Origin of the sequence: Mycobacterium sp. 852002-53434_SCH5985345, assembly GCF_001667155.1 — a bacterium.
In the GTDB taxonomy this organism is placed as follows: domain Bacteria; phylum Actinomycetota; class Actinomycetes; order Mycobacteriales; family Mycobacteriaceae; genus Mycobacterium.
Window position 1 is genome coordinate 50,198 of the sequence record NZ_LZIE01000053.1, and the last position, 24,067, is coordinate 74,264.

General features: G+C 67.0%; 22 protein-coding genes. 13 read left to right on the forward strand and 9 right to left on the reverse strand.

What is annotated here, in order from left to right; all coding sequences use genetic code 11:
* Positions 1–243: 243 nt before the first annotated feature.
* On the forward strand, positions 244–1,128 hold the full coding sequence (locus tag A5756_RS11680; RefSeq protein ID WP_231989285.1) for an alpha/beta fold hydrolase: 885 nt from the start codon (positions 244–246) through the stop codon (positions 1,126–1,128).
* A gap of 2 nt (positions 1,129–1,130) precedes the next feature.
* Here A5756_RS11680 and A5756_RS11685 read toward each other — a convergent pair whose 3' ends face one another.
* Positions 1,131–1,454, reverse strand: coding sequence for a multidrug efflux SMR transporter (locus A5756_RS11685; protein WP_066952274.1), 324 nt, complete (start codon positions 1,452–1,454; stop codon positions 1,131–1,133).
* 335 nt (positions 1,455–1,789) lie between these two features.
* Here A5756_RS11685 and A5756_RS11690 point away from each other — a divergent pair, with 335 nt between their 5' ends.
* The 5 genes from A5756_RS11690 (at position 1,790) to A5756_RS11715 (ending at position 6,097) form a co-directional block, all read left to right on the forward strand.
* Positions 1,790–2,713, forward strand: coding sequence for an alpha/beta hydrolase (locus A5756_RS11690; protein ID WP_066952276.1), 924 nt, complete (start codon positions 1,790–1,792; stop codon positions 2,711–2,713).
* Positions 2,710–3,147: a DoxX family protein gene (locus A5756_RS11695; protein WP_066952278.1), complete on the forward strand. Its 438-nt coding sequence runs from the start codon at positions 2,710–2,712 to the stop codon at positions 3,145–3,147. The genes A5756_RS11690 and A5756_RS11695 overlap by 4 nt, the downstream gene beginning before the upstream one ends.
* Positions 3,148–3,195: 48 nt before the next feature.
* Positions 3,196–3,996, forward strand: a complete 801-nt coding sequence (locus tag A5756_RS11700; RefSeq protein WP_066952658.1) for an SDR family NAD(P)-dependent oxidoreductase — start codon at positions 3,196–3,198, stop codon at positions 3,994–3,996.
* Positions 3,997–4,956 carry a phosphotransferase family protein gene (locus A5756_RS11705; RefSeq protein WP_066952280.1) on the forward strand — a complete coding sequence of 320 codons (960 nt, stop codon included), beginning with the start codon at positions 3,997–3,999 and terminating at the stop codon, positions 4,954–4,956.
* A 484-nt stretch (positions 4,957–5,440) separates the two neighbouring features.
* Positions 5,441–6,097, forward strand: a complete 657-nt coding sequence (locus A5756_RS11715; RefSeq protein ID WP_066952660.1) for an MspA family porin — start codon at positions 5,441–5,443, stop codon at positions 6,095–6,097.
* Here A5756_RS11715 and A5756_RS11720 read toward each other — a convergent pair.
* A complete protein-coding gene (locus tag A5756_RS11720; RefSeq protein WP_066952284.1) occupies positions 6,094–7,389 on the reverse strand; it encodes an acyl-CoA dehydrogenase family protein in 1,296 nt (431 codons plus the stop codon). The two genes, A5756_RS11715 and A5756_RS11720, sit on opposite strands and share 4 nt — an antisense overlap.
* A gap of 29 nt (positions 7,390–7,418) precedes the next feature.
* Positions 7,419–8,201 (reverse strand): enoyl-CoA hydratase/isomerase family protein, encoded by a 783-nt coding sequence (locus tag A5756_RS11725; RefSeq protein WP_066952286.1) that lies wholly within the window; start codon positions 8,199–8,201, stop codon positions 7,419–7,421.
* A gap of 342 nt (positions 8,202–8,543) precedes the next feature.
* Here A5756_RS11725 and A5756_RS11730 point away from each other — a divergent pair, with 342 nt between their 5' ends.
* The gene (locus A5756_RS11730) at positions 8,544–9,206 is read left to right on the forward strand and encodes a sensor domain-containing protein (protein WP_231989286.1); all 663 of its coding nucleotides are present in this window, start codon (positions 8,544–8,546) and stop codon (positions 9,204–9,206) included.
* Between the two features lie 326 nt (positions 9,207–9,532).
* A complete protein-coding gene (locus A5756_RS11735; RefSeq protein WP_066952290.1) occupies positions 9,533–10,489 on the forward strand; it encodes an LLM class F420-dependent oxidoreductase in 957 nt (318 codons plus the stop codon).
* Here A5756_RS11735 and adhE read toward each other — a convergent pair.
* Positions 10,474–13,107, reverse strand: coding sequence for a bifunctional acetaldehyde-CoA/alcohol dehydrogenase (gene adhE / locus A5756_RS11740; RefSeq protein WP_066952292.1), 2,634 nt, complete (start codon positions 13,105–13,107; stop codon positions 10,474–10,476). The genes A5756_RS11735 and adhE overlap by 16 nt on opposite strands.
* 164 nt (positions 13,108–13,271) lie before the next feature.
* Between adhE and A5756_RS11745 the strand changes: the two genes are divergently transcribed.
* On the forward strand, positions 13,272–13,466 hold the full coding sequence (locus A5756_RS11745) for a ferredoxin (RefSeq protein ID WP_066952295.1): 195 nt from the start codon (positions 13,272–13,274) through the stop codon (positions 13,464–13,466).
* On the opposite strand, the gene A5756_RS11750 is transcribed toward A5756_RS11745, so the two are convergent.
* Entirely contained in the window at positions 13,459–14,133 is a 675-nt protein-coding gene (locus tag A5756_RS11750; RefSeq protein WP_197505507.1) for a response regulator transcription factor, read from the reverse strand. The two genes, A5756_RS11745 and A5756_RS11750, sit on opposite strands and share 8 nt — an antisense overlap.
* 36 nt (positions 14,134–14,169) lie before the next feature.
* On the opposite strand from A5756_RS11750, the gene A5756_RS11755 reads away from it, so the two are divergent.
* The 3 genes from A5756_RS11755 to A5756_RS11765 all read left to right on the forward strand — a co-directional run bounded on the left by A5756_RS11755 (position 14,170) and on the right by A5756_RS11765 (position 17,992).
* A complete protein-coding gene (locus A5756_RS11755) occupies positions 14,170–15,456 on the forward strand; it encodes a sensor histidine kinase KdpD (RefSeq protein ID WP_232001781.1) in 1,287 nt (428 codons plus the stop codon).
* 135 nt (positions 15,457–15,591) lie between these two features.
* Positions 15,592–16,869, forward strand: a complete 1,278-nt coding sequence (locus tag A5756_RS11760) for a cytochrome P450 (RefSeq protein WP_066952299.1) — start codon at positions 15,592–15,594, stop codon at positions 16,867–16,869.
* A 16-nt stretch (positions 16,870–16,885) separates the two neighbouring features.
* Positions 16,886–17,992 carry an NDMA-dependent alcohol dehydrogenase gene (locus A5756_RS11765; RefSeq protein ID WP_066952301.1) on the forward strand — a complete coding sequence of 369 codons (1,107 nt, stop codon included), beginning with the start codon at positions 16,886–16,888 and terminating at the stop codon, positions 17,990–17,992.
* 125 nt (positions 17,993–18,117) lie between these two features.
* On the opposite strand, the gene A5756_RS11770 is transcribed toward A5756_RS11765, so the two are convergent.
* Positions 18,118–18,948, reverse strand: a complete 831-nt coding sequence (locus tag A5756_RS11770) for an oxidoreductase (RefSeq protein WP_066952303.1) — start codon at positions 18,946–18,948, stop codon at positions 18,118–18,120.
* Positions 18,949–19,086: 138 nt separating this feature from the next.
* Here A5756_RS11770 and A5756_RS11775 point away from each other — a divergent pair, with 138 nt between their 5' ends.
* Complete coding sequence (locus tag A5756_RS11775; RefSeq protein WP_066952305.1) at positions 19,087–19,551, forward strand: cyclic nucleotide-binding domain-containing protein; 465 nt, start codon at positions 19,087–19,089, stop codon at positions 19,549–19,551.
* Positions 19,552–19,565: 14 nt separating this feature from the next.
* Here the strand turns inward: A5756_RS11775 and A5756_RS11780 are convergent, their stop codons facing one another.
* Genes A5756_RS11780 through A5756_RS11790 form a run of 3 tightly spaced genes read right to left on the reverse strand, consistent with a single transcriptional unit; the run spans position 19,566 to position 24,042 of the window.
* Positions 19,566–20,231 (reverse strand): nitroreductase family protein, encoded by a 666-nt coding sequence (locus A5756_RS11780; protein WP_066952307.1) that lies wholly within the window; start codon positions 20,229–20,231, stop codon positions 19,566–19,568.
* Positions 20,232–20,238: 7 nt separating this feature from the next.
* On the reverse strand, positions 20,239–21,768 hold the full coding sequence (locus A5756_RS11785) for an Hsp70 family protein (RefSeq protein ID WP_066952309.1): 1,530 nt from the start codon (positions 21,766–21,768) through the stop codon (positions 20,239–20,241).
* A 9-nt stretch (positions 21,769–21,777) separates the two neighbouring features.
* Complete coding sequence (locus A5756_RS11790) at positions 21,778–24,042, reverse strand: carbon starvation CstA family protein (RefSeq protein WP_066952312.1); 2,265 nt, start codon at positions 24,040–24,042, stop codon at positions 21,778–21,780.
* Positions 24,043–24,067 lie beyond the last annotated feature (25 nt).

Sequence of the window (24,067 nt, forward strand, 5' to 3'; positions counted from 1 at the left end):
GCGGGGCTGGTGGGGGAGAGCCCATCGGAAGGTGTCTGCTCGACATCGGTCATGGTGGGTCCTATCCCTCGAGGTTGCCGCAATCAACCTGTCCGCCCCGGGGCGGCAGACCGTCAGTCTGGCAGCGATGTTTGCACACCAGGCGCGCAGTTGAAGGCTGTTACGTAAACACCAGCTCACGGGCCGGCGACGGTATGGCGTTGAGGTCAGAAGAGCATAGCGGTGGCGGGAATGGAGCGCCGTGTGTCTCAAAGCGAGGGGCAGCGCGACCACGAATCCGAATATGTTTCGACCATGTGGAACGTCGACGGATGCAACGTGTTCGGCGAGGCTGCCGGCACCGGCGAGCCGGTCCTGCTGCTGCACGGCTATCCCCAGAGCGCGTCCTGCTGGCGCCACCAGATCAAGGCGCTGGCCGACAGCCATCATGTCGTGGCGCCGGACTGGCCCGGCTTCGGCCGGTCCGCTCCACCGGCGACCGCACCCACCTACGACGAAGAGGTAGAGCGGATCGAACGATTCGTGGCGGAGTTGGGATGGCAACGGTTCAACCTGTGCGCCCACGATTACGGTGGCTTCATCGGACTCGGCTATGCCATCCGCCATCCCGAGCGGGTGCTGCGACTCGCTCTGTTGAACACCCGCGCACATGGCACCTTTCGCCCGTGGTTCTACCGCTTCTCGCGGGGCCAACACTGGATCGCTACCCACCCGCCAGCGTCTCGCGCCGCACAACATCTTCCGCTGGCGGCGCTGCACCATTTAGCTCTGGCCCGGTACCGAAGGCTCGGCTGTTTCGACACCGCGCTGGAAGCCGAGTACCTGGGCTGGATGAATTCGCCGGAGGGAAAGCGCACGTTCTGGAACTTCTTCGCGCACTATCCGGTGCCCATCGTCCCGTGGCTCGCGGAGGGACTCGGGACGATACGGTGCCCGGTCGCCGTAATCTGGGGTGACCGCGATCCCTATATCCCGTTCAGCACCGCGCGCGAAATGGCCGAGTCCGTTCCGCACGCCACGCTGGTTCGGCTGCGCGGCGCCGACCACTACGTCATGGAGGAACGCCCCGACGAGGTGACCAGCGCGCTGGTCAGTCTGCTGGGTGCACCGTTGACGGCCCACACCTAGCGTCAGTGTGCGCCGGACAGGTTCAGCGTCAGCACGCCGGCGATGATCAGCCCGACCCCGACGATCTTGGCGACCGAGATCGTCGAGCCGAGAAACAGCACGGCGATCAGCACGATCAGGGCCGTACCGATTGCCGACCACAGCGCATAGGCTACGTCCGTTTGCATGCCGCGCGAGATCGACAGCGCCAGGAGCGCAAATGAGATCGCGTAACCCGTCAGGCAGACGACCGTCGGCCACAATCGGGTGAAGCCTTCCGTGCTCTTGAGCAGGCTGGTCGCGGCTACTTCCGCAAGAATGGCGCAGAGAAGTAAAACGTATGTCACGAAATCTCCTTGGGCGGGCGACGGGCGGACGGCAGATGGAAGCTAACCCGAGGACGATTCATTGGGGTTGTGGGCCTTAGCTTCGTCTGCAACTCGGCCCTTCGGTGGCTGAGTTCCTTCACCCGCTGCTTGACCTGCGCGGCTCGTCCCGAAGGATTCGATTGCCCACGGGGGAAAGTTCGGCCATCACCAATCCATTCCACGAGCCAACGTCTTAACCGCCCGATATAAGCGATTATGACGCTAGGCCGGTACAAATGGCGCCACCGCGAAGACACTGCGTGGTGGCCCGTTCGGCTCTGCCACCCAGAGGAGGATAACGACATGGGCGTCCGATGAACCCTTCCGCGCGGCCGTTGAAGTTTGATGTCGGCGACGTCATCGGTGAGGAAGCGTCGCTGGCCGCGACGTACTATCCCGCGCGCACCGGTGCGCAGACGCCGGCACTATTGGTCTGTCTGCCTGGAGGTACCTACAGCCGCGACTACTGGGACCTGCGCATCCCCGGTCAACACGGGTACAGCTTCGCCGACTTCGCCACCGGGAACGGCTACGCCGTCGTCACCATCGACCCCCTGGGCACCGGCGAAAGCTCCCAACCCGCACGTGATTTCGGCTTCACCGACATCGCCGCCGCGCTCGCTCATGCGGTCTCCGCGTTGCCTGACGTAACGGGAATCCAAGCACCCCCCGTGGCAATGGCCCATTCCCTCGGCGGCTACCTCGCGATCACGCAACAAGCACTGTTCTCCAGCTTCGCCGCACTGGCCCTGCTCGGGTGCACCAATCAACACGTGGCGCCGCTGAACCTCGATCCGGAATTCATCGCCCGGTCGGCAACCGCGCAGGGACGCGCCGAGCTCGCCCGGCAGATCCTGTCCGCTCTGCCGCAGCCCTATTTCGAGGGTCCGCGCGAGCACTTGCAGAGCTGGTTCCACCTTGCCGATGTTCCCGCCGACGTCGTGGCCGCGGACTGCGTCGTCGCAAAATCAATGGTGCCGCGCGTGTTCGGCACCGCCATGATCCCCGGGGTCGTCGCTGAACACGCCGCGCTGATCGATGTCCCGGTGTTGATCGGGTACGGCGTCGTCGACGTCTCACCGGACCCACGCGCCGAGGCCGGTGTCTATCGCAGCTGCCCGGACATCACCACCCTGGTGCTGGGCGACAGCGCGCACTGCCACAACATGGCGGCGGGCCGGCATCGCCTTTGGCGGCGTCTGCTCGACTGGGCTGCGACCGTAACCTTTCGATCGTGACAAAGGATTTCGAACGGCGGCTCGGTCGCCACACGCCGGCGGTGCTGAGTGTGTTTCGGGCCGTATACGGATTGCTGTTCGCGGCCTACGGCTCGAGGAGCCTGTTTGACTGGCCCGTCCCTTCGCCCGTTCGCGTCGAGTTCGGTTCCTGGCCCGGCTGGTACGCCGGGTTGATCGAAGTCGTCGCGGGTCTGCTGATCGCGACCGGCCTGTTCACCCGGGCCGTCGCGTTCGTGGCCTCGGGGGAGATGGCGGTCGCCTATTTCTGGATCCATCAGCCGCAAGCGCTCTGGCCCGTCGCCGATCCGCCGGCGGGCAACGGCGGCGGGCTGGCGATCCTCTTCTGCTTCGCGTTCCTGCTGCTGGTGTTCACGGGCGGCGGGAACTACTCGATCGATGCCTTGCGCAGGACGGCACTTCCCCTCGGCGGATGATAATGGCATTCTCTGATACGGAGAAGCCATTTCCGTAGGAGGCCGATGATGAGCGCTGACCGACGGTGCGAAGGGATGGTGGCCCTCGTCACCGGCAGCAGCCGGGGGCTGGGCAAGGCGATCGCCGCACGGCTCGCCTCGCGAGGTGCCACGGTCGCGCTGACCGCCCGCACGATGGACCCCGACCCCAAATACCAAGGGTCGCTGAGTCAAACCCTGGACGAGGTTGTGGCCGCCGGCGGGAAGGCCGTCGCGGTCCAAGCCGATCTGTCCCAGTCCGCGGAACGCGAACGGCTTTTCGCGGAGGTGGTCGGCGCCGTCGGCCCCCCGGACATCCTGGTCAACAATGCGGCGGTGACCTTCCTGCGGCCCCTGGACGCGTTTCCCGAACGGCGGGCCCGCCTGATGATGGAGATGCATGTTCTGGGCCCACTGCAGTTGAGCCAACTGGCGATCCCGGCGATGCGCGAACGCGGGCGGGGCTGGATCCTGAACGTGACCTCGGTGGGCGGCGATCTGCCGCCGGGACCGCCGTTCTCGGAATTCGACCGCACCGCGGGCTTCGGGATCTACGGGACGGTCAAGGCCGCGCTCAACCGGCTGACGAAAAGCCTTGCGGCCGAGCTGTACGACGACGGCATCGCCGTCAACGCCGCCGCTCCCAGCAATCCCGTGGCCACGCCCGGGGCCGGCACCCTCGACCTGGCCAAGACCGACACCGAGGACATCGAACTGATCACCGAGACGGCCTATCGGCTGTGTACCGGTGACCCGAAGACCCTGACCGGGCGCATCGCGCACACCCAGCCCTTCCTCGCCGAGGTCGGCTGGACCAAGCCCGCCGGCTGAATGGCCGAGCTCGAGCCGGACCAGTTGCGGCGACGACTGGACGGCGCCGGCGTGACCGGAGTCGCGCCGCTGTCCGGGGGGGCCTCCAGTCTCACGTTCGGGGGCGCCATGGAGGACCGGCCGGTGGTGATCAAGGTTGCTCCGCCCGGTGTCGAGCCCGTCGCGCATCGCGACGTGCTCCGGCAGGCGCGCATCATCAAAGCCCTTGCCGGAACACGGGTTCCGGTGCCCGAAGTGCTGTGGGAGGACCGGGGAGAACCGCCGCACACGCCGCCCTTGTTCGTCATGTCACGCGTCGAGGGCGACTGCGTCGAACCGCTTTTCGATGGTTGTGCCGATTCTCCCGGCCTTCGCGACCGGTACCGCAACGCGTGCCGCGTCATGGCCGCGCTGCACGGTCTGTCACCGAGTGAGCTTGGCCTGGACGGTGAACCGATTGTCGACGCGGTCGCCGAGGTCCGGCGGTGGTCCGAAACGCTGGGGACCGTCGACGCGGCGCTGGTGCCCGAGTGGCCCGGGGTGCGCGACGCGCTGTTGGGTTGCGCGCCAACGGCTATCAGGCCGAGCGTGGTGCATGGCGATTTCCGGCTGGGCAACCTGATGGCCGCTGGCTCCCGCATCAACGCGGTAATCGATTGGGAAATCTGGTCGGTGGGCGATCCGCGTATCGACGCCGGCTGGTTTCTCATCAACTGCGACCCGGACACGTACCGGCGCGTTACCGGCTCAGCGGGGATGGTGCCGCCCGTCGGTGAGCTCGCCGAGATCTACCAGGAAGAGCTGGGCCGCGAGGTCACCGACTTGGCCTGGTTCAGCGCGCTGGCGTGCTTCAAGTCGGCGGCGACGTGGTCGCTGATCGTCAAGCACAATCGGCGGAGGCGCACACCACGAAAGGAATTGGAAGACATGGCGGCAACACTCCCGAGGCTGCTGGATCGGGCGCGGTCACTGCTGGATTAACGGGTCACCCGATCAGCTGCAGTTGGCGTGGAGATTTTGGCACCACATTCCGACGCCACCCCAGTCACCCGACGAGCCGACTGAATCTTCGTATGGGTTCGTCATTGTGGTCGGGTACTGGATCTGCCATTCGTCGATCGTCGGGATGTCGTCCACCTGGCCCGGGTCCGGAGACGCGAGCGCTATTCCCACCGCCATTCCGGTGCCGCCCGTCAAAGCTGCAAGGGCCGTCAAACCCACGACGAGTAGAGCAGCAAATCTAGGTTTCATCGTCGCGGCCTTCCGTCGTCTGCCTGAACCGCCGGCTAACAGGCTCAATCCTACCTTCGGCGCCCATATCGCATAAGAGTCACAAAGACACAACAACTCTGATCGGCCGCCCGGCAAATTTCGCGACTCGAAACGGCACGTGCGTACGTTGGCGTGCGTGAGGCCGGTTGCCGTGGTCGTTCGTCGCGCGCTGGTGGTGGCCGTTTGCCTCGTCATGTCTGTGGTCACGGCGCCGGCGGCGGCCGCTGATCCTGAGGACGGTCCCGAGGTCGAGCCTGCCGCTGCAGTTTCGGCACCGGCCGAGGGGGCGGTGCCCTCGAATCCCCCCGTCATCCTCAACACCCCGGACGGCTGGACCCTGGGGCTGGGCGCGAAGGACGAGTCGCAGGTTCCGGTGGCACCGCTGACCACGTCCGTCGCGTCGCGCGAATACATGGCCAGCGGCATCTTCGTCGGCTCGCTGAGAGGATCCGAAGAGCCCCACGGCGTCCTGGAAGTGGGCTATCAGATCGGCTGCGGGATCGACATGAGCACCTCCAACGGCGTGATCATGGAGGGCGGTGTCGGCATCATCCCCGGCGTCAGCCCCACCTTCGACACCACCGGTACATTGCCGCCCCTGCTGCCGTTCGTTTCGACTCCGATGAACGGCGTGATGAGCATCGGAATGAAACCCGGCCTCGTCCTCACGGTGCCGGTGATCAAGAAACAATTCAAGGGTGCCAATCCCTGGGTCATGATCAGCAACTTCCACATCAAGATCGACGGGTGCGTGGGCCAGTCGTTCATCCGCTCCTATGCGGTGCTGACCCGGATGACCGACCTGTCCGACGTGGTGCTGTCGTACGTCGGCGTCACCAAATCGGTTTAACCGCGGGGGATGCCGGCCAGCCTGTCGGCGAACTTCGCCTCCGCGGCCGCGCGCAACCGCAGTAGGTGCTCGGACGGAAACAGGTCGGGTGCCGGCTCGCGGTCCTTCAACAGCAAGCGGGCCAGCGTCACCTTGTGCACCTCGGTCGGTCCGTCGGCAAGCCCCAGCACGAACGACTCCACCAAGTACTGCACGAACGGCATCTCGTGCGTGGTGCCCAGTGATCCGTGCAGTTGCAGCGCCCGCGACGACACGTCGTGCAGCACCTTCTGCATCATCGCCTTGACCGCCGAGATGTCCGCCCGCACCGCCTTGTAATCGTTGAATTGGTCGATTTTCCAAGCGGTTTGCAGCGTCAGCAGCCGGAAGGCCTCGATCTCCATCCACGAGTCGGCGATCATCTCCTGAACGAGTTGCTTGTTGGACAGCACCTCACCCTGGGTGTACCGCGACACCGCCCGCTCGCAGAGCATGTCGAAGATCCGGCGGACCAGCCCGACGGTGCGCATCGCGTGGTGAATCCGCCCGCCGCCCAAGCGGGTTTGCGCGACCACGAAGGCCCCGCCCCGCGGACCCAGCATGTGATTGGCCGGCACGCGCACGTTCTCATAGCGGACATAGCCCTCGCGCCCGCCGCCGACCGGCTGGTAGCCCAGGCCGACGTCGCGCAGCACGTTGATGCCCGGGGTATCGCCGGGAACGACGAACATCGAATAACGCTGATACGGCGGCGCGTCGGGATCGGTCATGGCCATCACGATGATGAAAGATGCCATCGACGCGAATGACGAAAACCACTTCTCGCCGTTGATGACCCAGTGGTTCCCGTCGGGTACAGCGGTGGTGCGGAAGACCTTAGGGTCGGCACCGCCCTGCGGCTCGGTCATCGAAAAGCAGGACACGATCCGATTGTCGAGCAGTGGCTCGAGGTAGCGGGCCTTGAGTTCCGGGGTGCCGTAGTGCGCCAGGATTTCGCTGTTGCCCGAGTCGGGAGCCTGGGAGCCGAAGACGATCGGCGCGCATTCCGACCGACCCAGAATCTCGTTGAGCAGCGCCAGTTTCACCTGGCCGTAGCCCGGGCCGCCCAGATGCGGACCGAGGTGGGTGGCCCAAAGGCCGCGGTCCTTGACGATCTCTTGCAGCGGCGGGATCAGGGCCTGGCGGACCGGATCGTTGAGGTCGTGCGACTCCTTGACGATCAGGTCGATCGGTTCGCACTCCTCGCGCACGAAGTCCTCGACCCACTTGAGTTGCTGTGCCCACTCGGGATCGGTGGAGAAGTCCCACGCCATGCGGCGTCCTTTCTAGGTTGCTGACTCCGTCACGACGTCCATTTCTTGCGGCGCTCGGCCGCCTCGTCGGTGGCGTGCGAAATCACCTGGTTGCGGTTCTCCAGCTCGAGCGCCGCGGAGAGACTCGCGGCGTCGGTGTTGACCTGGAGGGCGCGCTTGGTCAGTTGCGCGCCCAGCGGGGCATGGCCGGCTATCAGCGACGCCAACTCGACGGCCCGCTCCGCTAACCGATTCGGTTCGAGCACCTCGCTGACCAGGCCGCGCCGATCGGCTTCGGCGGCCGGCACGGTGCGGCCGGTGAGCATCCAGTCGGCGGCCACGCTGGTGCCGACGATGCGCGGCAGGTGGTAGCTCATGCCCATCTCGGCCCCGGAGAGCCCGAGCAGGATGGCGGCGTTGCCGAATGATGCGCTCTGCGAACAGATTCGGATGTCGGCCGCCAGGCATAGCGCGAGGCCGGCTCCCACGCAGGGTCCGTTGACCGCGGCGATCACGGGTTGCGGCAGCGCACGGACGGCTTCCACCAGGCCCGCCATCCGCTCCTGGAAGCGCATCCGCTCCAGCGCGGGTGCGGTGGCCTCCAGCATCGATGGGCCGAAGTCCCGCACGTCGATGCCGGCGCAAAAGCCTCGCCCCGCGCCGGTCAGCACCACCGCACGCACTGAGCGGTCGGTGGCCAAATCGGCCAGCGTCTCACGCAATTCGGTTTGCATCGCCTCGTTGATGGCGTTGAGCTGCTTCGGGCGGTTCAGGCGCAGCACGACGACACCGTCGCACGGCCGATCGCGCTCCAGCGCGCCCGGCGCGCTCACACCGGCTCGATGACGGTCGCCGTGCTGGAGCCCGTCCGCTCGGCCGGCGCGGTGAGGCGGCGGACAGACACGGCCCGCCAACGTGAGGCGAGCGGCCCTCCGTCGGGGCGGCCTCGGCCGCGCGGCGCGCGTAGCGCATCGAGGATCGAGGCGTCGATGACGACTCCCATCGTTCGGGCGCGGTACCTGACAGGACACGGTCATAGTAATCCGTCTCTCGATCTTGGAGAACTCTATTCTCCGAGCCGGCGAAGCGATTCTCCCGCGCCCCCGCATAGGCTTGGTGACCATGCAGGGGTGGGGTGAAATAGGCCGATGAGGTTAGCGGGCAAGCGGCATGCGGTGTCGATCCTGGTGCTGTCCGCGCTGACAGCGGGATGCACCGTGACCACCGACGGGAGGGTGGTTGCGGCTCCGACGTTGGGTCATGCCCCGCAACCGCTGCCGACCGGCGCGCTGTCTGGATTGCTGCTCGATACCGGTGATGTGGGCTCCATCATGGATGCTCACATGGAAGTCGTGGCTTCCGCCGACACGATGTACACCAACCGTCCCCTCGAGGATGGATGCTTGGTTTGGGCCGAAGCACAGGATTACTCCTACCAAGGCAGCGGCTGGACAGCTGTGCGCGTTCAGGAGCTGAAGGACCACCGCGATCGTGCGGACCACATCGCCTACCAGGCGGTGGTGGCGTTTCCTGGGGCTATGGCCGCCCATGACTTCTATGCAAGCCAGGTGACCGGCTGGGCCAACTGCGATAACCGGCGTGTCGATCTGCATGACCCGAGCGACCCGAACCCTCATTACTGGTCGCTGACTAAGGCCAGCGTCGAGGACGGCGTCTTGGCGATAACTCGGGTTCAAGAAGAGGGTGGGGAGGGCTGGGCGTGCCAGCGGGCGTTGACGACCGCGAATAACGTTGTCGTCGACGTGAGCGCCTGCGCCGATCACATCGGCGATCGGGGTGCTCAGATCGCCAAACGGATCGCAAAAAAGATCCCGTAGAAGCGAGCCCTGCCGAGGGGAATCCGGCGTCGAGCACATCGGTGCGTCCAATCCGTCCCGGCTCGGCGGCGAAAGCGTTTGCAACATATTGGTTTTGGGGAGACCCGGCGGTTGGGTGCGCGAGGATGCGGTTGGCCCCAAGCCGCCTCGGTCGCGAATCGGGGCGTAGCTGTGCGCTCTGCGAAACAACCAGTCCGACAGGGACATTGGGCTGGGTGGTCGCGCTGCGGCGCCGGGCGCGCGAGCGGACGGGTCCCCGCGGTGTACAGCGGATCAACAGCGAAGACGGTGCATAACCGGGCGCGCAGCGGGGTAGCCCGCACGGCATGACGAAGATCGGATACTTTCTGTCCTGCGAGCAATACAGCCCCAAGGAACTCGTGGACCAGGCCAAGCGTGCGGAGGCGGCCGGGTTTGACGCGCTGTGGATCTCCGACCACTTTCACCCTTGGAACGACGAGCAGGGCCAGAGCCCCTTCGTGTGGGGCGTCATCGGGGCGCTCTCCGAGGTGACGTCGCTGCCCGTCAGCACCGCCGTCACGTGCCCGACGATCCGGACGCACCCGGCGATCATCGCGCAGGCGTCCGCCACCGCCGCCGTCCAACTCGACGGCCGCTTCGTGCTCGGGGTGGGCAGCGGCGAAGCGCTGAACGAACACATCCTCGGCGACCCGTGGCCGTCGGTGGGCGTGCGCCAGGAAATGCTGGAGGAGGCGGTCGACGTGATCCGCCTGCTGCACCGCGGCGACGAGGTGAGCCACCACGGCAAGCACTACGAGGTGCAGGAGGCCCGCATCTACACGCGACCCGACCAGCCGGTGCCGATCTACGTCTCCGGCTTCGGCCCGCAGGGCGCGGAGCTGGCCGGACGCATCGGGGACGGCTTCGTTCTGGTGATGCCGGATGCCGGCCTCGTCAAGACATTCCGTGAGTCCGGCGGCGGCGACAAGCCCGTGCAGGGCGGCGCCAAAGTCAGCTGGGACAAGGACGCCGACACCGCGCTGAAGGCGGCGCACCGGCTGTGGGGTAACGACGCGCTGCCCGGACAATCGGCGCAGACCCTGCCGCGCCCCAAGGACTTCGCCGCCCTGATGTCTCTCGTCACGCCGGACCAGGTTGCCGAAGCGGTCACCTGCGGGCCGGACCCCGACACCCATGTCGCGAAGTTGCGGGAGTATCTCGACGCCGACATCGACGAGGTGTATGTGCAGCAGGTCGGCCCGGACATGGACGGGTTCTTCGCCGCGTACGAGCGTGACGTGCTGCCTCAGCTGCGCGGCTGAGGTTGTGCTTCGGCATCGCCGTAGAAGGCCACCCGAAGCAGCGTGGAGATCTCGCTGACCAAGGGCATCCGCGGATTCGTGCGGTTGCTGAGGTCCTCGAAAGCCGTCATCGCCAACGCCGGTAGCGCCTCCAGGTACTGCTTCTCGTCGACGCCGCACTCGCGCACCGATCGAGGCATGTTCAGTCGGTTCAGCAGATCATCGACCCCATGAAACAACCGGCCGCGGGATTCGTCTGGTTCATGGCCGCCGAAGATCAGCTGACCGAGCTGTGCGTATTTGTCCGGGGCCACGTAGGCGGAATAACCCGGCGCGGGCATGAACTTGCTGGGCAGACTTGCGTTGTAGCGCAGTACGTGCGGCAGGAAGATACCGTTCGCCCGGCCATGCGGGATCTCGAATCTCGCCCCGACCGCATGGGCGAGCGCATGATTCGTCCCGACGAACGCATTCGAAAAGGCAAGCCCGGCAAGGGTTGCCGCATTGGACATGTCAGTGCGCGCCGATAGGTCGTCGGGGTCGTCGTATGCCCTCGGCAACGCATCGAAGATCAGTCGCGCCGCCTGGGCGCACAACGCATCCGTATACGGCGACGCGAAGATCGAGACGGCCGCCTCCAGCGCATGGGTCAGCGCGTCGATGCCGGTGTCGGCGGTCAGTGTCTGCGGCATCGACGAGGTGAGGACCGGGTCGACGACCGCGAGGTCAGGCACCAGGCTGTAGTCGACGAGCGTCTCCTTCTTTCCGCGCACGGTCAGCACCGCGGCCGGTGAGACTTCCGATCCGGTACCCGATGTGGTTGGGACAGCCACCAATTGGACGCGATGGCGGTCGACCGGATAGTCGGCCACGCGCTTGCGCGGGTCGAGGAACGGCATCGTCAACTCGTCGAGACTCTTCTCCGGGTGTTCGTAGAACAGGCGGATCGCCTTGCCGGCGTCCAGCACCGAGCCGCCGCCTACGGCGACCAGCAGATCGGGTTGGACCCGCTGCAGCATCGCGACACCACGGCGGATGGTCCTCTCGTCGGGCTCCGGTGTCACCTCGTTGAACACCTGCACGTGTGGGGCGCGCAACTTGCCGCGCAGCGCCTCGACCACACCGCGCTCTTCGGTCTGGACGTCGGTGATCACCACGACGGTTTCGCATTCGAGCTCGCGCAAGTTGTCCAGTGCGCCTTCGTTGAAGTAGGTATTGGACGGGACACGGAACCACTGGGGCGGGGTACGGCGCCGCGAGACGGTCTTGATGTTCAGCAGCTGCCGATAGTTGACGTTCTCCGTCGTGCTGGAGCCGCCCCAGGTGCCGCAACCCAGCGAGAACGTCGGTGTCAGGTTGTTGTAGACCCCGCCGAGGGCTCCGACCGCAGTGGGCGCGTTCACCAGGATGCGGCCCGTGCGAACCGCCAGACCGTATGCCTCGATGACGTTCTCGTCGTTGGCGTACACCGCCGACGTGTGACCCAGCCCCCCATGCTCGGTGACCAGGACGGCCACGTCGATGGCGTGCTGTACGCCGCGTGCGCGCACCACGCCGAGCACCGGCATCAGCTTCTCCTGCAACAGGGGATGCGAAGCGAGCTCGTCCAAGTCGGCGGGTAGCTGTGCCAGCAGCACCTTCACGGTCGGCGGCACGTTGAAGCCGGCTCGGGCGGCCAGCTCCGACGCCTTCTGCCCAACGGCCTCGTGCGAGATCTTGTCGCCGCAGCCAAAGGCGAACTCCGCCACCGCCGTGGCCTCGCCGGGGGTGAGCACTCGGGCGCCCATCCGCTCGAACTCGGCGATCACCTCGTCGTATACCTCGTCGTCGATGATGCAGGTTTGCTCGGCCGGGCAAATGACCGAGGAGTCAAAGGTTTTCGAGATCAAGATGTCGACGACCGCGCCTTTCAGGTCGGCCGTCTTGTGAACGTAGATGGGCGCGTTGCCGGGACCGACCGACAGCCCCGGCTTTCCGGCCGAATTCGCCAACGCGACGATCTTCGGTCCGCCGGTCACCCAGATGAAATCGACCTTGGGATGCTTGAACAGGTAGTGCGTCACCTCGTGCGCGGCGTCGGGAATGACCTGCAGCGCCCCGGGCGGCATCCCGGCCGCTTCGGCCGCGGTGCGGAGGATTTCGAGGCTGCGTTCGCAGCAGCGCACCGCATACGGTGACGGCCGGAAGAGGATCGCGTTGCGGGTCTTGGCGGCGACGATCGCCTTGAACAGCACCGTCGAGGTCGGGTTGGTCACCGGGGTGATGCCCAGCACCACCCCGATCGGCTCGGCCACGTACGCAATGTTGTGCTCGACGTCCTCCTCGACGACTCCCACCGATTTCTTGTCGCGCAAATAGTCGTGCAGGAACTCGGTGGCCACATAGTTCTTGACGACCTTGTCCTCGAAGACGCCGAAGCCCGTCTCCTCGATCGCCACGCTGGCCAGTTCGCCGGCCGCGCGGACTCCGGCACGCACCATCGCCTCGACGATCGCATCGACCTGCTGCTGATCGAGCTTGCGGAAGTCTCGGGCCGCCTCGGCCGCCGCGTCGACGATCGCATCGACTTCGCGGATGCGCTGTTCTGTGACGGCGGGCGCTTCGAGGGACGAGGCGGTCTGAGTTCGGGTAGTGGTCATGATCGGGTTTCGGCTCAGGAAGGGAACGCTAAGGGTCTCCAGAATGAGCAGATGCTGCGTCGTCCGCCTAGGGCTGAAAGGCCCTGGACTAGCTGGCCCGGCCAGGCCACATCTGGCGCGGGCGGACCGTCCGCGGTGCCCCGGAGGGGCCGATACTGGCGATCATGCGCATCACCGTCGACTACGACCTCTGCGAGGGGCACGGGCAATGCCTGCTGGCGGCTCCCGACGTGTTCGACATTCCCGACGGTGCCGAACAGGTGGTGGTGCTCGAGCCGGACCCGCCCGAAGCCGACCGCGAACGGGTGATTCGGGCGGCCGCGATGTGCCCCGCGCAAGCGATCCGGATCCTCAACTGATCCGACCGGTTTCGGCAACGTCATCGAGCAACCGGTAGCGCCCGGCCAACGCGGCAGCGGCGATGCGGTTGTTGACTCCGAGTTTGTGCAGCAGCCCGGCGACCATGCGTTTGGCGGTGCGCTCCGACACCAGCATCCGCTGGGCGATGTCACCGGTCTCCATGCCGGTCGCGAGCAGCGTCCACAGTTGGAAATCCTGCGCGCTGAGGCTGTCCAGCAGCTCGGACGGCGGCTTGCGGGTGTTGCTCAGCAGCCCATCGAGCAGGGCGCCGTCGACGACCCGCAACCCCTCGGCGATCGTCCATAGTGGCCCCGCCAGCGCCTCCGGCCTGGCGGTTTTGGGCAGAAAACCGTCGGCTCCGGCCCGCAACGCCTCTTCGGCCAGCCCCAGGTCGTCGGTCCCCGAAAGCGCCAGGATCCGGGTCTTCGGGTGGCGCGCCTTGATGTGCCGGATGGCGGCGACCCCGCCCAGGGGAGGCATCGACAGGTCGATGATCGCGACATCGGCGTCGCAGCGAGCCACCAGGTCGGCGGCCTCTTCCACGTACGTCGTCTGGCCGCCGACGGTGAACAGTTCGCCCCATTCGCGGGTGAGCAACAGGGCCAGGCCCTGCGCGAACAGCTCATGGTCGTCGACGATCACCACGACAAACGGCGAACGAGTCATTGCCGCGATGCTAGCCCGAACCCTATGGTCAGCTGGGTGAGACCGCTCGATCGAACGGACTTCGACGGCGAGGACTACGGGCTGGCCCGCATCGTCGTCGCGGTGCGGGTCGCCGTGGTCATCTCAATCGGGGTGCTACTGGCGATCGGACCCCAGTGGGTCCGGCAGCACACCGCGGCCACGGTCGCGGTGTTGGGCGCCGCGATGCTCTACGCGGCCGTCGTGATGGCCTATCCGCAGCTGGAGGTGCGGCGCACCAGGTACGCGTGGCTGGTCACCGGCTTCGATTCGGCGTTCACGCTGGCGCTCATCGCCTTGAGCGGCGGCGTCTACAGTCCGGTGGTAGCGGTGCTGGCGCTGGCGGTCATCGCCTCGGCGGCGCGGCTGTCGTTCGGTGAAACCTTGTTGGTCGCAATCCTTTTGGGCGCCGCCTATGTTCCGGTGGCGCTGACTTCGTCGCCCGGACTTCCGGTCGCCGCGGCTCCGGCCCTACTGGCGGGGTGGTCGGCGGTGTATCTGATCTTCGTCGCGATCATCACCGCGGGGCTCTCCGCGCTCGCCGAACGCGAACACCGTTCCCGGGTGCGGGCGCTGGTAGAGGCCGAGACCGAACACGCTGCCGCCGAAGAGGAACGCGACCTGCGGGCCCGCCTGCTGCGCTCATACCAGTCGCAACAGGACGGACTTCAGGTGCTGGTGCACGAATTCCGCACTCCCGTCACGTCTTTGGAGGCGCTGACCGAGGCACTGACTTCGCAGCGGGCAATGTCGCAGGCCGACCGGGAAACCAGTCTGCAGCTGGTGGCCCGCCACGTCCACCACCTGGCCGACATGCTCGACGCGCTCTCCGACGTCGCGCTGAGTCGCCGGCCGACATTCTCGACTGGGCGGGTCCGTCGCGTCGACGTGGCCGACCTCATCGTTGCCGCCGCCGACGCCGTCGGTCTGGCGGCGCCGCGGTTGCGGCTGAGCGTCAGTGGCGACGTTGGCGCCGTGGCCGTGAACGCCCAAGGGCTGCGCCGGCTGCTGACCAACCTCCTGGAGAACGCCTCCCGGCACGGCCGGCGTGAACCGGTCGACGTCACGTGCTCGCGGGAAGGCGACGAATTGGTCTGCGCGGTGGCCGACCGGGGGCCTGGGATCCCGGCCGACAGCCTGGGCGAGCTGACCACCAAGTACGTCAGCGTCGGCGGCCAACGTGGCACCGCCGGACTCGGCCTGTGGATTGTGCAGCAGATCGCCGAAGCGATGGGCGGACGGGTCGACTTCGCCGCGCGCGACGGCGGGGGCCTGGTGGCCACCTTCCGGGCACCGGTCGCCTGATCGCCGGTTCCGTGGGCTGGCCCGCGCAGGCCAGTGTTTGGCACTCGCGCCTGTGCCGCGCCGCCACCGCGCTGACCAGCATGGGTGCTAACCGCGGTGACGTGCACCACTGCCCACCGCCAGAAAGGGCCCCCGATGACCACCGCACCCACGACCGCGCCTACCCATAAAGACATCGATCTGAGCGCCCGCGAGTTCTGGGCGAAACCCCCGGAACAGCGGGACGCCGCCTTCGCCGTCCTGCGCGCGGAGGACCCCGTGCCCTGGAGCCGCCCCGCGGAGTCGGATCTGCTGCCTCCCGAGCTCAACACCAGGGGCTTCTGGTCCCTGACCAAACAAGAGGACATCCGGATGGCCAGCCGCCACCCGGAGATCTTCTCCTCGGCGCAGGGCATCACCATGGAGGACTTCGCCCCCGAGGCGGTGGAGATCGCCCAGTCGTTCATCGCCATGGACGCCCCGCGGCACACCCAGCTGCGCGGAATCACGACGGAGGCCTTCAAGCCCAAAAACGTGCGCCGCTTGGAAGGCTGGATCCGTGGCCACGCCCACGACCTGGTCAGCGAGATGGCGCACCTGGGTGAGGGTGACTTCGTCCAACTCGTCTCGGTCAAGCTGCCCGGCCGCATTTTCGGCAGCTTCTTCGGCCTGCCCGAAGGTGAACTGCGTGACCAGGCCGTCAGCGCCGCGCAGCGGCTCGTGGGCTGGACAGACCCGAACATTCGCGGCGAGCAGAGCGAACTCGAACTGTTCATGGGCGCCGTGATGGATCTGCACGCGGTGGCTACGGTCTTGATCCCCGAGCGGCGGGCCAACCCCGGCGACGACCTGATGACCTGGATGGTGCAGGCCGAGTTCGACGGCAAGAAGATGACCGACGACGAGCTGAAGGCCTTCTTCGTTTTGATGGGTGTCGCGTCCAACGACACCACGCGGCACGCCTCGGCCCACGCCATCGCCGCCCTCTCGAAATTCCCCGACCAGCGCGCCCTGCTCGTCGAGGACGTCGAGGGCCGGGTCGGCACCGCCGTCGAGGAGGTGTTGCGCTGGGGGTCGCCGCTGCTGCACATGCGCCGCACCGCCACCCAGGACATCACCGTGCGCGGCTCGGAGATCAAGGCCGGCGACAAGGTGGTGCTGTGGTACTACTCCGGCAACCGCGACGAGGAAGTCTTCGAAGACCCGCACTTGTTCAACATCTTGCGAAACCCGAACCCGCACATCGCCTTCGGCGGCGGCGGTCCGCACTTCTGCCTGGGCGCGGCGCTGGCGCGCACCATGCTCAAGGCGTTGCTGACCGAGGTCTACACGCGCATCCCGGACATCTCGGCACCGCGGCCCAATTACGCCCTGGCCAACTTCATCAACGGTGTCAACAGCCTGCCGGCAACCTGGACACCCGAGAAGCGCTGATCCCAAGGAGTTTTCGATGAAAACGAAAGCAGCGGTGCTGTGGGGGCTGCACCAGAAGTGGGAGGTCGAAGAGGTCGATCTCGACGGGCCCAAGGAGAACGAGGTCCTGGTCAAGATGGCCGCCGCCGGGCTGTGCCACTCCGATGACCACCTGATCACCGGCGACATGCCGATGCAGCTACCGGTCGTCGGTGGGCATGAGGGCGCCGGCGTCGTCGTCGATGTCGGCCCGGGCGTCACCGAAGTCGCCGAAGGCGATTCGGTTGCGCTCAGCTTCATCCCCGCCTGCGGCCGCTGCGAACCGTGTTCGCGCGGCATGAGCAACCTGTGCGTGCTCGGCGCCGCCATCATCGCGGGACCGCAACTCGACGGCACTTTCCGATTCCACGCGAAAGGCCAAGCGCTGGGCCAAATGTGCGTGCTGGGAACGTTCTCCGAATACACGGTGGTCCCACTGGCATCGGTGATCAAGGTCGATCCATCCACCGCGCTCGACACCGCCGCCCTGGTGGGATGCGGAGTCACCACCGGCTACGGCAGCATGGTGCGCACCGGCGAAGCGCGTGACGGCGACACGGTGGTGGTCATGGGCGTGGGCGGGATCGGCATGAACGCGGTGCAAGGCGCGCGGATCGCGGGGGCACGCGTGATCGTCGCGCTGGATCCCGTGGAGTACAAGCGGGGCCGTTCACTGGAGTTCGGCGCCACCCACACCGCGGCGACGGTCGACGAGGCGCAAGCCCTGATCACCGACCTGACGCGCGGCCAGAGAGCCGACGTCTGCGTGGTCAGCACCGACTCGGCCGAAGGCGCGTATGTGGCTCAGGCGCTGAGCCTGGTCGGCAAGCGCGGCAGGGTGGTGATGACCGCGATCCCGCATCCGACCGACACGTCCGTCGCCATGTCGCTCTTCGATTTGACCCTGTACGAAAAGCAGGTTCGCGGTTCGCTTTTCGGGTCATCCAATCCCCGGCACGACATACCCAGGATGCTCGACCTGTACCGCGCCGGACGGCTGAAGCTCGACGAGCTCGTCACCCGGGAATACACCCTCGACGAGATCAACACCGGCTACGCCGACTTGCACGCCGGGGTCAATCTCCGCGGCCTGATCCGGTTCTGAAGCGGCCATGACCCTCATCACCATCGTCGTCATTATCGCTGCCCCGCTGGGCATCCCGGCCGGCGTCAGCGCCGCGCACCACGCCGCCGGCCGATGGAGGAGCTTCGCACGTTGGCGCCGCCGGATTACGGCCCGAAGTTAGTGCCGCTCGTCAGCCCTTCCCACTTCGCGATCTCAACCGCGCGCGCCTCCGCGACATAGCGATAAAGACCAAGAGCGTCCGGACCGAGAAGCAGGAAGCCGGGCGGCTCGTCGGATTCGACCGCCGCGATGATCGCGGTGGCCGCTTTGGCGGGGTCGCCCGCCTGGTTCCCGTGCATGGTGTCGTTCTCCTTACGGCGCTGCCCGGCGGTCGCGGCGTAGTCGTCGATGACGGTGGACGACTGCACGAGCGAGCGTCCGGCGAAATCGGTGCGGAACGCGCCCGGCTCGACGACGGTCACCGAAATGCCCAGCGGGGCAAGCTCACCGCGCAGAGCGCCGCTCATGCCTTCGATGGCCGCCTTGGCCGCCGCGTAGTAGCCGGAGCCCACCGGAGTCGCCGTTGCGCCGATCGAGGAGATGTTGACGATCGCGCCGCTGCGGCGTGCCCGCATGCCGGGCAGGACGGCCTTGGTCATGGCGACCGTGCCGAAGAAGTGCGTCTCGAACAGCGTGCGCACATCGGCGTCGTCGCCCTCCTCGACCGCGGCGCGGTACCCGTAGCCGGCATTGTTGACCAGTACGTCCGGGACGCCGAACCGGGCGTGGGCCTCGCGTACCGCCGAGGCGACCTGTGCGGGGGCGGTGACGTCGAGGGCGACGGCGAGCACCCGCTCGGGCGCGGCCGAGGCCAGGTCGGCGACCTTCGCGACGTCGCGCGCGGTGACGACGGCGTTGTGACCGGCCCCGATGACGGCCTCGGCAAGCGCGCGACCGAGTCCGGTCGAGCAGCCGGTGATGAACCAGGTGGACATTCGGATGGCTCCTTATCGCCGAGACGCAAGGCAGGGCTATGCCGTGGTAATTCTTCTCTTCGATCGCCGAACGTTGGCCTTCATCATCAACTATCGTCCGTCTTAAGGATTGATCGGCACCGGTGAAGGAAACAGGCAGTGCGGACGCTAGAGGGCGTTCTGGCCAGACACCCGTTCTTCCGCGGGATGGACCCGCGCTATGTGCAGTTGGCGGTCGGGTGTGCGGCAAACCTGCGCTTCACCGCGGGTGAGTTGATCTTCCGCGAGGGCCAGCCCGCCGATCACTTCTACCTCATCCGCGCCGGCAGGATCGCGCTGGAAACCCCCGCGCTGGGCCGTGGCAGCTTGACGGTGCAGACACTCGGAGACGGAGACATCCTTGGCTGGTCGTGGTTGGTGCCACCGTACAACTGGCGGTTCGACGCGCGGGCGGTCGAGACGACGCGCGCCATCGGTTTCGACGGCAAGTGCCTGCGCGGCAAGTGCGAAGAGGACCACGAACTGGGGTACGAGCTGCAGAAGCGTGTGATCGCGGTTCTCGGAGAGCATCTCGATGCGACAAGGTTCCGCCTGCTGGACATCTACGCCGATGTCATCGAATAGGGACGGACAGCCCCTCAGCCCTCGAACGCCGGACCATCGAAACGGTCGCGAGTGATGAATTCCCCGACCGGGCGGCGGCGCAGCTTGGTCGGCTGGCGCACCGGTTTGCCAAGGGGCACAACCGCGGCGAGCGCGTGCAGGTCGGGGATTCCCAGCAGCCGGCGGACCCGGTCCTCGGCCGCGATGGCCATGGTCGTGATGGTGCCGCCGTACCCCTCGCTACGGGCGGCCAGCAGAATGTTCCAGATCAGCGGGTAGACCGACGCGCCGCCGGCCAGGCCGACGCGGTCCAGGTCCTGATCGATGGATGCGACGACGGTCAGGTCGACCGAAACCACAAGAACGACTGGCGCTTTCGCGATCGGCGCGACGAAAGTGTCGGGGATCTCGGTCTGGTCGATGACGTCCTGCGGCACGCCGCTGGGATGGATTGAATTCCAAGGGTTTTCACCCGCCTGCAGCTGGGCGTAGTAGCGCCGGGCCGCGGTCACGCCCAGCTCGGCGAGGCGGCGACGGGTGTCTGGGTCGCGCACCACGGTGATGTGGGCGCCCTGCCGGTTGCCCCCGCTCGGGGCGAACCGGGCGTTGTCGAAGATGCGCCACAACACCTCGTCGGGCACCGGGTCGTCGGTGAAGTCGCGCGCCGCGAACGTCGTCCGCATGACGTCGTACAGCTCCATGGCCGCGTCACGCGCTCGCGGAGGCGCGGCGCTCCAGGCGGAAGGTGCGTTTGAATCCGGCCGGCTGCGTCGTCAGGGTCACTTCGACCGCACCGCTCGGCGTGATGACGTACCGTTCCTCGACATCGGGCCCGTCCCGCCACCGGCCGACGGGCTGGCGCCCGAGGTCGTCGCGCCCGTGCAGGGCCGGGTCGAACGGGAACAACACCGGATCGTAGGGCGTCACGTCGCCGTCGGGCCGGCCGTTGACCAGGCGGCTGCACTCGACGAACCGGAAGTGGCCGATGTTGTGCGCGGCCCGGTAGGTCCGCTTCACCACCAGCGGGGTGCGCCCATCGGCGGGCAATGAGACGTCCTTGCACACGATCGGGTCGAAGACGACACCGGCGCCGGCCTCGGCCTCGCGGAAAACGCCGAAGTTGCGCGAGAAGCGTTCGGAGAGTGCGAAATTTGATTCCTTGTCGAGGAAGACGGCCAGGCCGATCGCGGTGGCCGCGAAGGGGTGCGGTGAGCGTTTGACCCGCTTGTCGCCGAAGGCGGTGCGCAGCATCCGCGAAACGAGCGGGAAGCTTCCGGCGCCGCCCACGACGTAGATGCCGGCGACCTCCGACCAGGTCACGTCGGCGCCGCCCGGCGCCGGGTTGTGCAGGACGCGTTCGAGCAGCTTCATCGTCTTGTCGACCAGCGGCGCGCAGGCCGCATAGACGTCGTCGACCAGACACGAGAACGGGGGCCGGTCCGCCCCGTCGACGCCCGACAGGTCCACCAGGAAGCGGCGGGTCTGCGGACCTACGGCCTCTTTGCGTGCGGCGCACTCCTCCCGCAGCAGGTCGCGGGCGGCGTCGTCCACCCCGGAGAGCCGCGAACCGGCCAGGACGAGGTCGACGATCGCCTCGTCGAAGTCGTCGCCGCCCAGGCGCTGGATGCCCTCACTGATGACGACCTCGTTCGCGTGCCCGGTCATCTTGAGCAGCGACGCGTCGAAGGTGCCGCCGCCCAGGTCGTAGATGAGGACGTATTCCCGTTTGGCGGTGATCGTGGAGCGGTACCGGTGCGCGTATTCCAGGCTCGCGGCCGACGGCTCGTTGAGTAGCGCGACGACGTGGAACCCCGCCGCGACGAAGGCATCCAGTGTCAGCAGGCGCTGGGCGCTCGAGGCGTTGGCCGGCACGCTGATAGCGGCCTCGATGGTTTCCCCCGCGGTGAGGCTGGCGTTGGAGTGGCGCAGTAAGTCGCTCTTGAGCTGTGCCAGAAAGCCGGTGAGCAGGTCGGCCAGTCGATGGCTGCGGCCGGCCAGGCTCACCTCGGTCTGGGGCCCGGCGTCGTTGAGCAGACGTTTGAACGATCGCAACACCGACCACCCCGGGTCGTGGCGGACGGCGGCGGCCTCCGCGCCGAACCGCAAGTCCCCGGCGGCGTTGCCCGCAACGATCGACGGCCACGCGTCGACGCCGTCAAACGAGATGACGGGGTAGTTGCCTCGGTCGACGGCCGCAACGACAGTGTGTGTGGTGCCAAAGTCGATGCCGACTCTCATCGCGCAATCTTAGGACCGCGCTGGGGAGTTCGACACGACCTTTTTGACCGGCGCGTCCCATCGTTTTTGCAACTCCCGCTCGGCGGCGGTCGCGACCAGACCCGACGGCGCGAACCGCTTCGACGGCACCGGCTCATCCTCGGTCAGCGGCCTGCCCGCGCCGCGCATCGCGCCCAGCGCGACGACCACCCCGGTGATCACCACGATGACGACGACAAGCGCGAACAGAACCGACAGCGTGCCCTGGATGAAGGTGTTCCTGATGACGTCGTCGAGTTGATGGGCGTTCTTGGCCGAACCGAACGACGTCTTGCCGGCGTTTCTCGCCGCGAGGAATTGGAAGTGTTGCGTCCAGTAACCGACATTGGGATCCGCCGAGAAGATCTTCTGCCAAGACGCGGTGAGCGTGACCGCCAAGTCCCACAGCAGCGGAATCCCGGGAATCCACGCCCACTTCAGCAGGCCCTTCTTGACGACGATCACGGTGACGACGGTCAGCGCGACGGCGGCCAGCAGCTGGTTGGCGATTCCGAACAGCGGAAACAGGGTGTTGATACCGCCCAGCGGATCCGTGACGCCCATCAGCAGGATGCTGCCCCAGGCCGCGGCCACGGCGAGGCTGCACAGCCAGACGCCCGGGCGCCAGCTCGGGTTGCGAAGTTTGGCCAGCGGGCCGCCGAGGTTGCCGAGCGCATCGGACAGCATGAACCGCGCGACGCGGGTGCCCGCGTCGACGGCGGTCAGGATGAACAGCGCCTCGAACATGATCGCGAAGTGATACCAGAACGCCTTGAGGCCCGCCCCGCCGAAGACCCGCTGCAACACCTCCGACATGCCGACCGCCAGCGTCGGGGCTCCACCGGTGCGCGACACGATCGACTTTTCTCCCACGCCGGCGGCGGCCCTGGTGAGCTGGTCCGCGGTCGCCGGGGCCCCCGACAGGCCGAGCCGATTGACGTAGTCGGCGGCGGTGGCCGCGGTGCCGCCGGTTTGCGCCGCCGGGGCGTTGAGGGCGAAGTACAGGTGTTGGTCGAGGATCGATGCGCTGATCAGGGCCATGACGGCGACGAACGACTCGGTGAGCATGCCGCCGTACCCGATGAACCGCATCTGGCTTTCCTTCTCCAGCAGCTTGGGCGTCGTCCCCGACGAGATCAGCGCGTGGAATCCGGACAGCGCACCGCACGCGATGGTGATGAACAGGAAGGGGAACAGCGAGCCGGGGAACACCGGCCCGTCGCCGCTGGCGGCGAACCGCGAGATCGCGGGTGCCTGCATGAGCGGGCGGGCCAGGCAGATGCCGACCGCGAGCAAAGCGATGGCGCCGACCTTCATGAATGTGGAGAGATAATCGCGTGGGGCCAGCAGCAGCCAGACCGGCAGCACCGAAGCCACGAAACCGTAGCCGATGATCAACCACGAAACCGTCACCGGCGAGATGGTCAACCACGTTGCGGCCCAAGGTGTTTCACCGACCCAGTTGCCGGAAGCCACGGCCAGCATCAGCAGCACGAATCCGACGATCGACACCTCCGCGACCCGCCCGGGCCGCAGGAACCGCAGGTAGCACCCCATGAAGAGGGCGATGGGGATGGTCATGCCGATGGAGAACACGCCCCAGGGGCTTTGGGCCAGGCCCCGCACCACCACCAGCGCCAGCACCGCGATGATGATCACCATGATGACGAACGCCCCAACCAGGGCGGCCGCGCCGCCGGTGGCGCCGAGTTCGTCTCGGGCCATCTGGCCCAGGGAACGTCCCCGCCGCCGGGTGGAGATCCACAAGACCAGGTAATCCTGCACCGCGCCGGCGAACACGGCGCCGATGACTATCCAGATGCTGCAGGGCAGGTAGCCCATCTGCGCGGCGAGCACCGGGCCGACGAGTGGTCCGGCTCCGGCGATGGCGGCGAAATGATGACCGAACAACACCCGCCGGTCGGTGGGCACATAGTCGGTGCCGTCCTCGAACACTTCGGCCGGCGTGGCGTGATCGTCGCGCGGGCGGACGATTTTCATCTCGATCAGCCGGGCGTAGAACCGGAAGCCGATGAGGTAGGTGCAGATCGCCGCGACCACGAACCAGACCGCGTTCACCGCCTCGCCGCGCGCGAACGCGATGATCGCCCACGCGACCGCGCCGATCACGGCGACGGCTCCGAACACGATCTTGTGCCGGACGGTGATGGGGGAGCGGTCCACGATCGCGACGGGCGGCAGCTCCTCGTCGGTGTGGATGTAGCTGACGTCGTCGTCGCGCGCTTTCACTGCCACGGCGGAAACCCTACGCGCGGAAGAA

Bases quoted from the DNA above. Each gene is read 5' to 3' on its own strand.
- A5756_RS11735 (WP_066952290.1), top strand. From the start codon at position 9,533: ATGACGAAGATCGGATACTTTCTGTCCTGCGAGCAATACAGCCCCAAG.
- A5756_RS11715 (WP_066952660.1), top strand. From the start codon at position 5,441: ATGTCTGTGGTCACGGCGCCGGCGGCGGCCGCTGATCCTGAGGACGGT.
- A5756_RS11750 (WP_197505507.1), bottom strand. From the start codon at position 14,133: ATGACTCGTTCGCCGTTTGTCGTGGTGATCGTCGACGACCATGAGCTG.
- A5756_RS11705 (WP_066952280.1), top strand. From the start codon at position 3,997: ATGGCCGAGCTCGAGCCGGACCAGTTGCGGCGACGACTGGACGGCGCC.
- A5756_RS11765 (WP_066952301.1), top strand. From the start codon at position 16,886: ATGAAAACGAAAGCAGCGGTGCTGTGGGGGCTGCACCAGAAGTGGGAG.
- adhE (WP_066952292.1), bottom strand. From the start codon at position 13,107: ATGACCACTACCCGAACTCAGACCGCCTCGTCCCTCGAAGCGCCCGCC.
- A5756_RS11780 (WP_066952307.1), bottom strand. From the start codon at position 20,231: ATGGAGCTGTACGACGTCATGCGGACGACGTTCGCGGCGCGCGACTTC.
- A5756_RS11760 (WP_066952299.1), top strand. From the start codon at position 15,592: ATGACCACCGCACCCACGACCGCGCCTACCCATAAAGACATCGATCTG.
- A5756_RS11745 (WP_066952295.1), top strand. From the start codon at position 13,272: ATGCGCATCACCGTCGACTACGACCTCTGCGAGGGGCACGGGCAATGC.
- A5756_RS11770 (WP_066952303.1), bottom strand. From the start codon at position 18,948: ATGTCCACCTGGTTCATCACCGGCTGCTCGACCGGACTCGGTCGCGCG.
- A5756_RS11785 (WP_066952309.1), bottom strand. From the start codon at position 21,768: ATGAGAGTCGGCATCGACTTTGGCACCACACACACTGTCGTTGCGGCC.
- A5756_RS11720 (WP_066952284.1), bottom strand. From the start codon at position 7,389: ATGGCGTGGGACTTCTCCACCGATCCCGAGTGGGCACAGCAACTCAAG.
- A5756_RS11690 (WP_066952276.1), top strand. From the start codon at position 1,790: ATGAACCCTTCCGCGCGGCCGTTGAAGTTTGATGTCGGCGACGTCATC.
- A5756_RS11700 (WP_066952658.1), top strand. From the start codon at position 3,196: ATGAGCGCTGACCGACGGTGCGAAGGGATGGTGGCCCTCGTCACCGGC.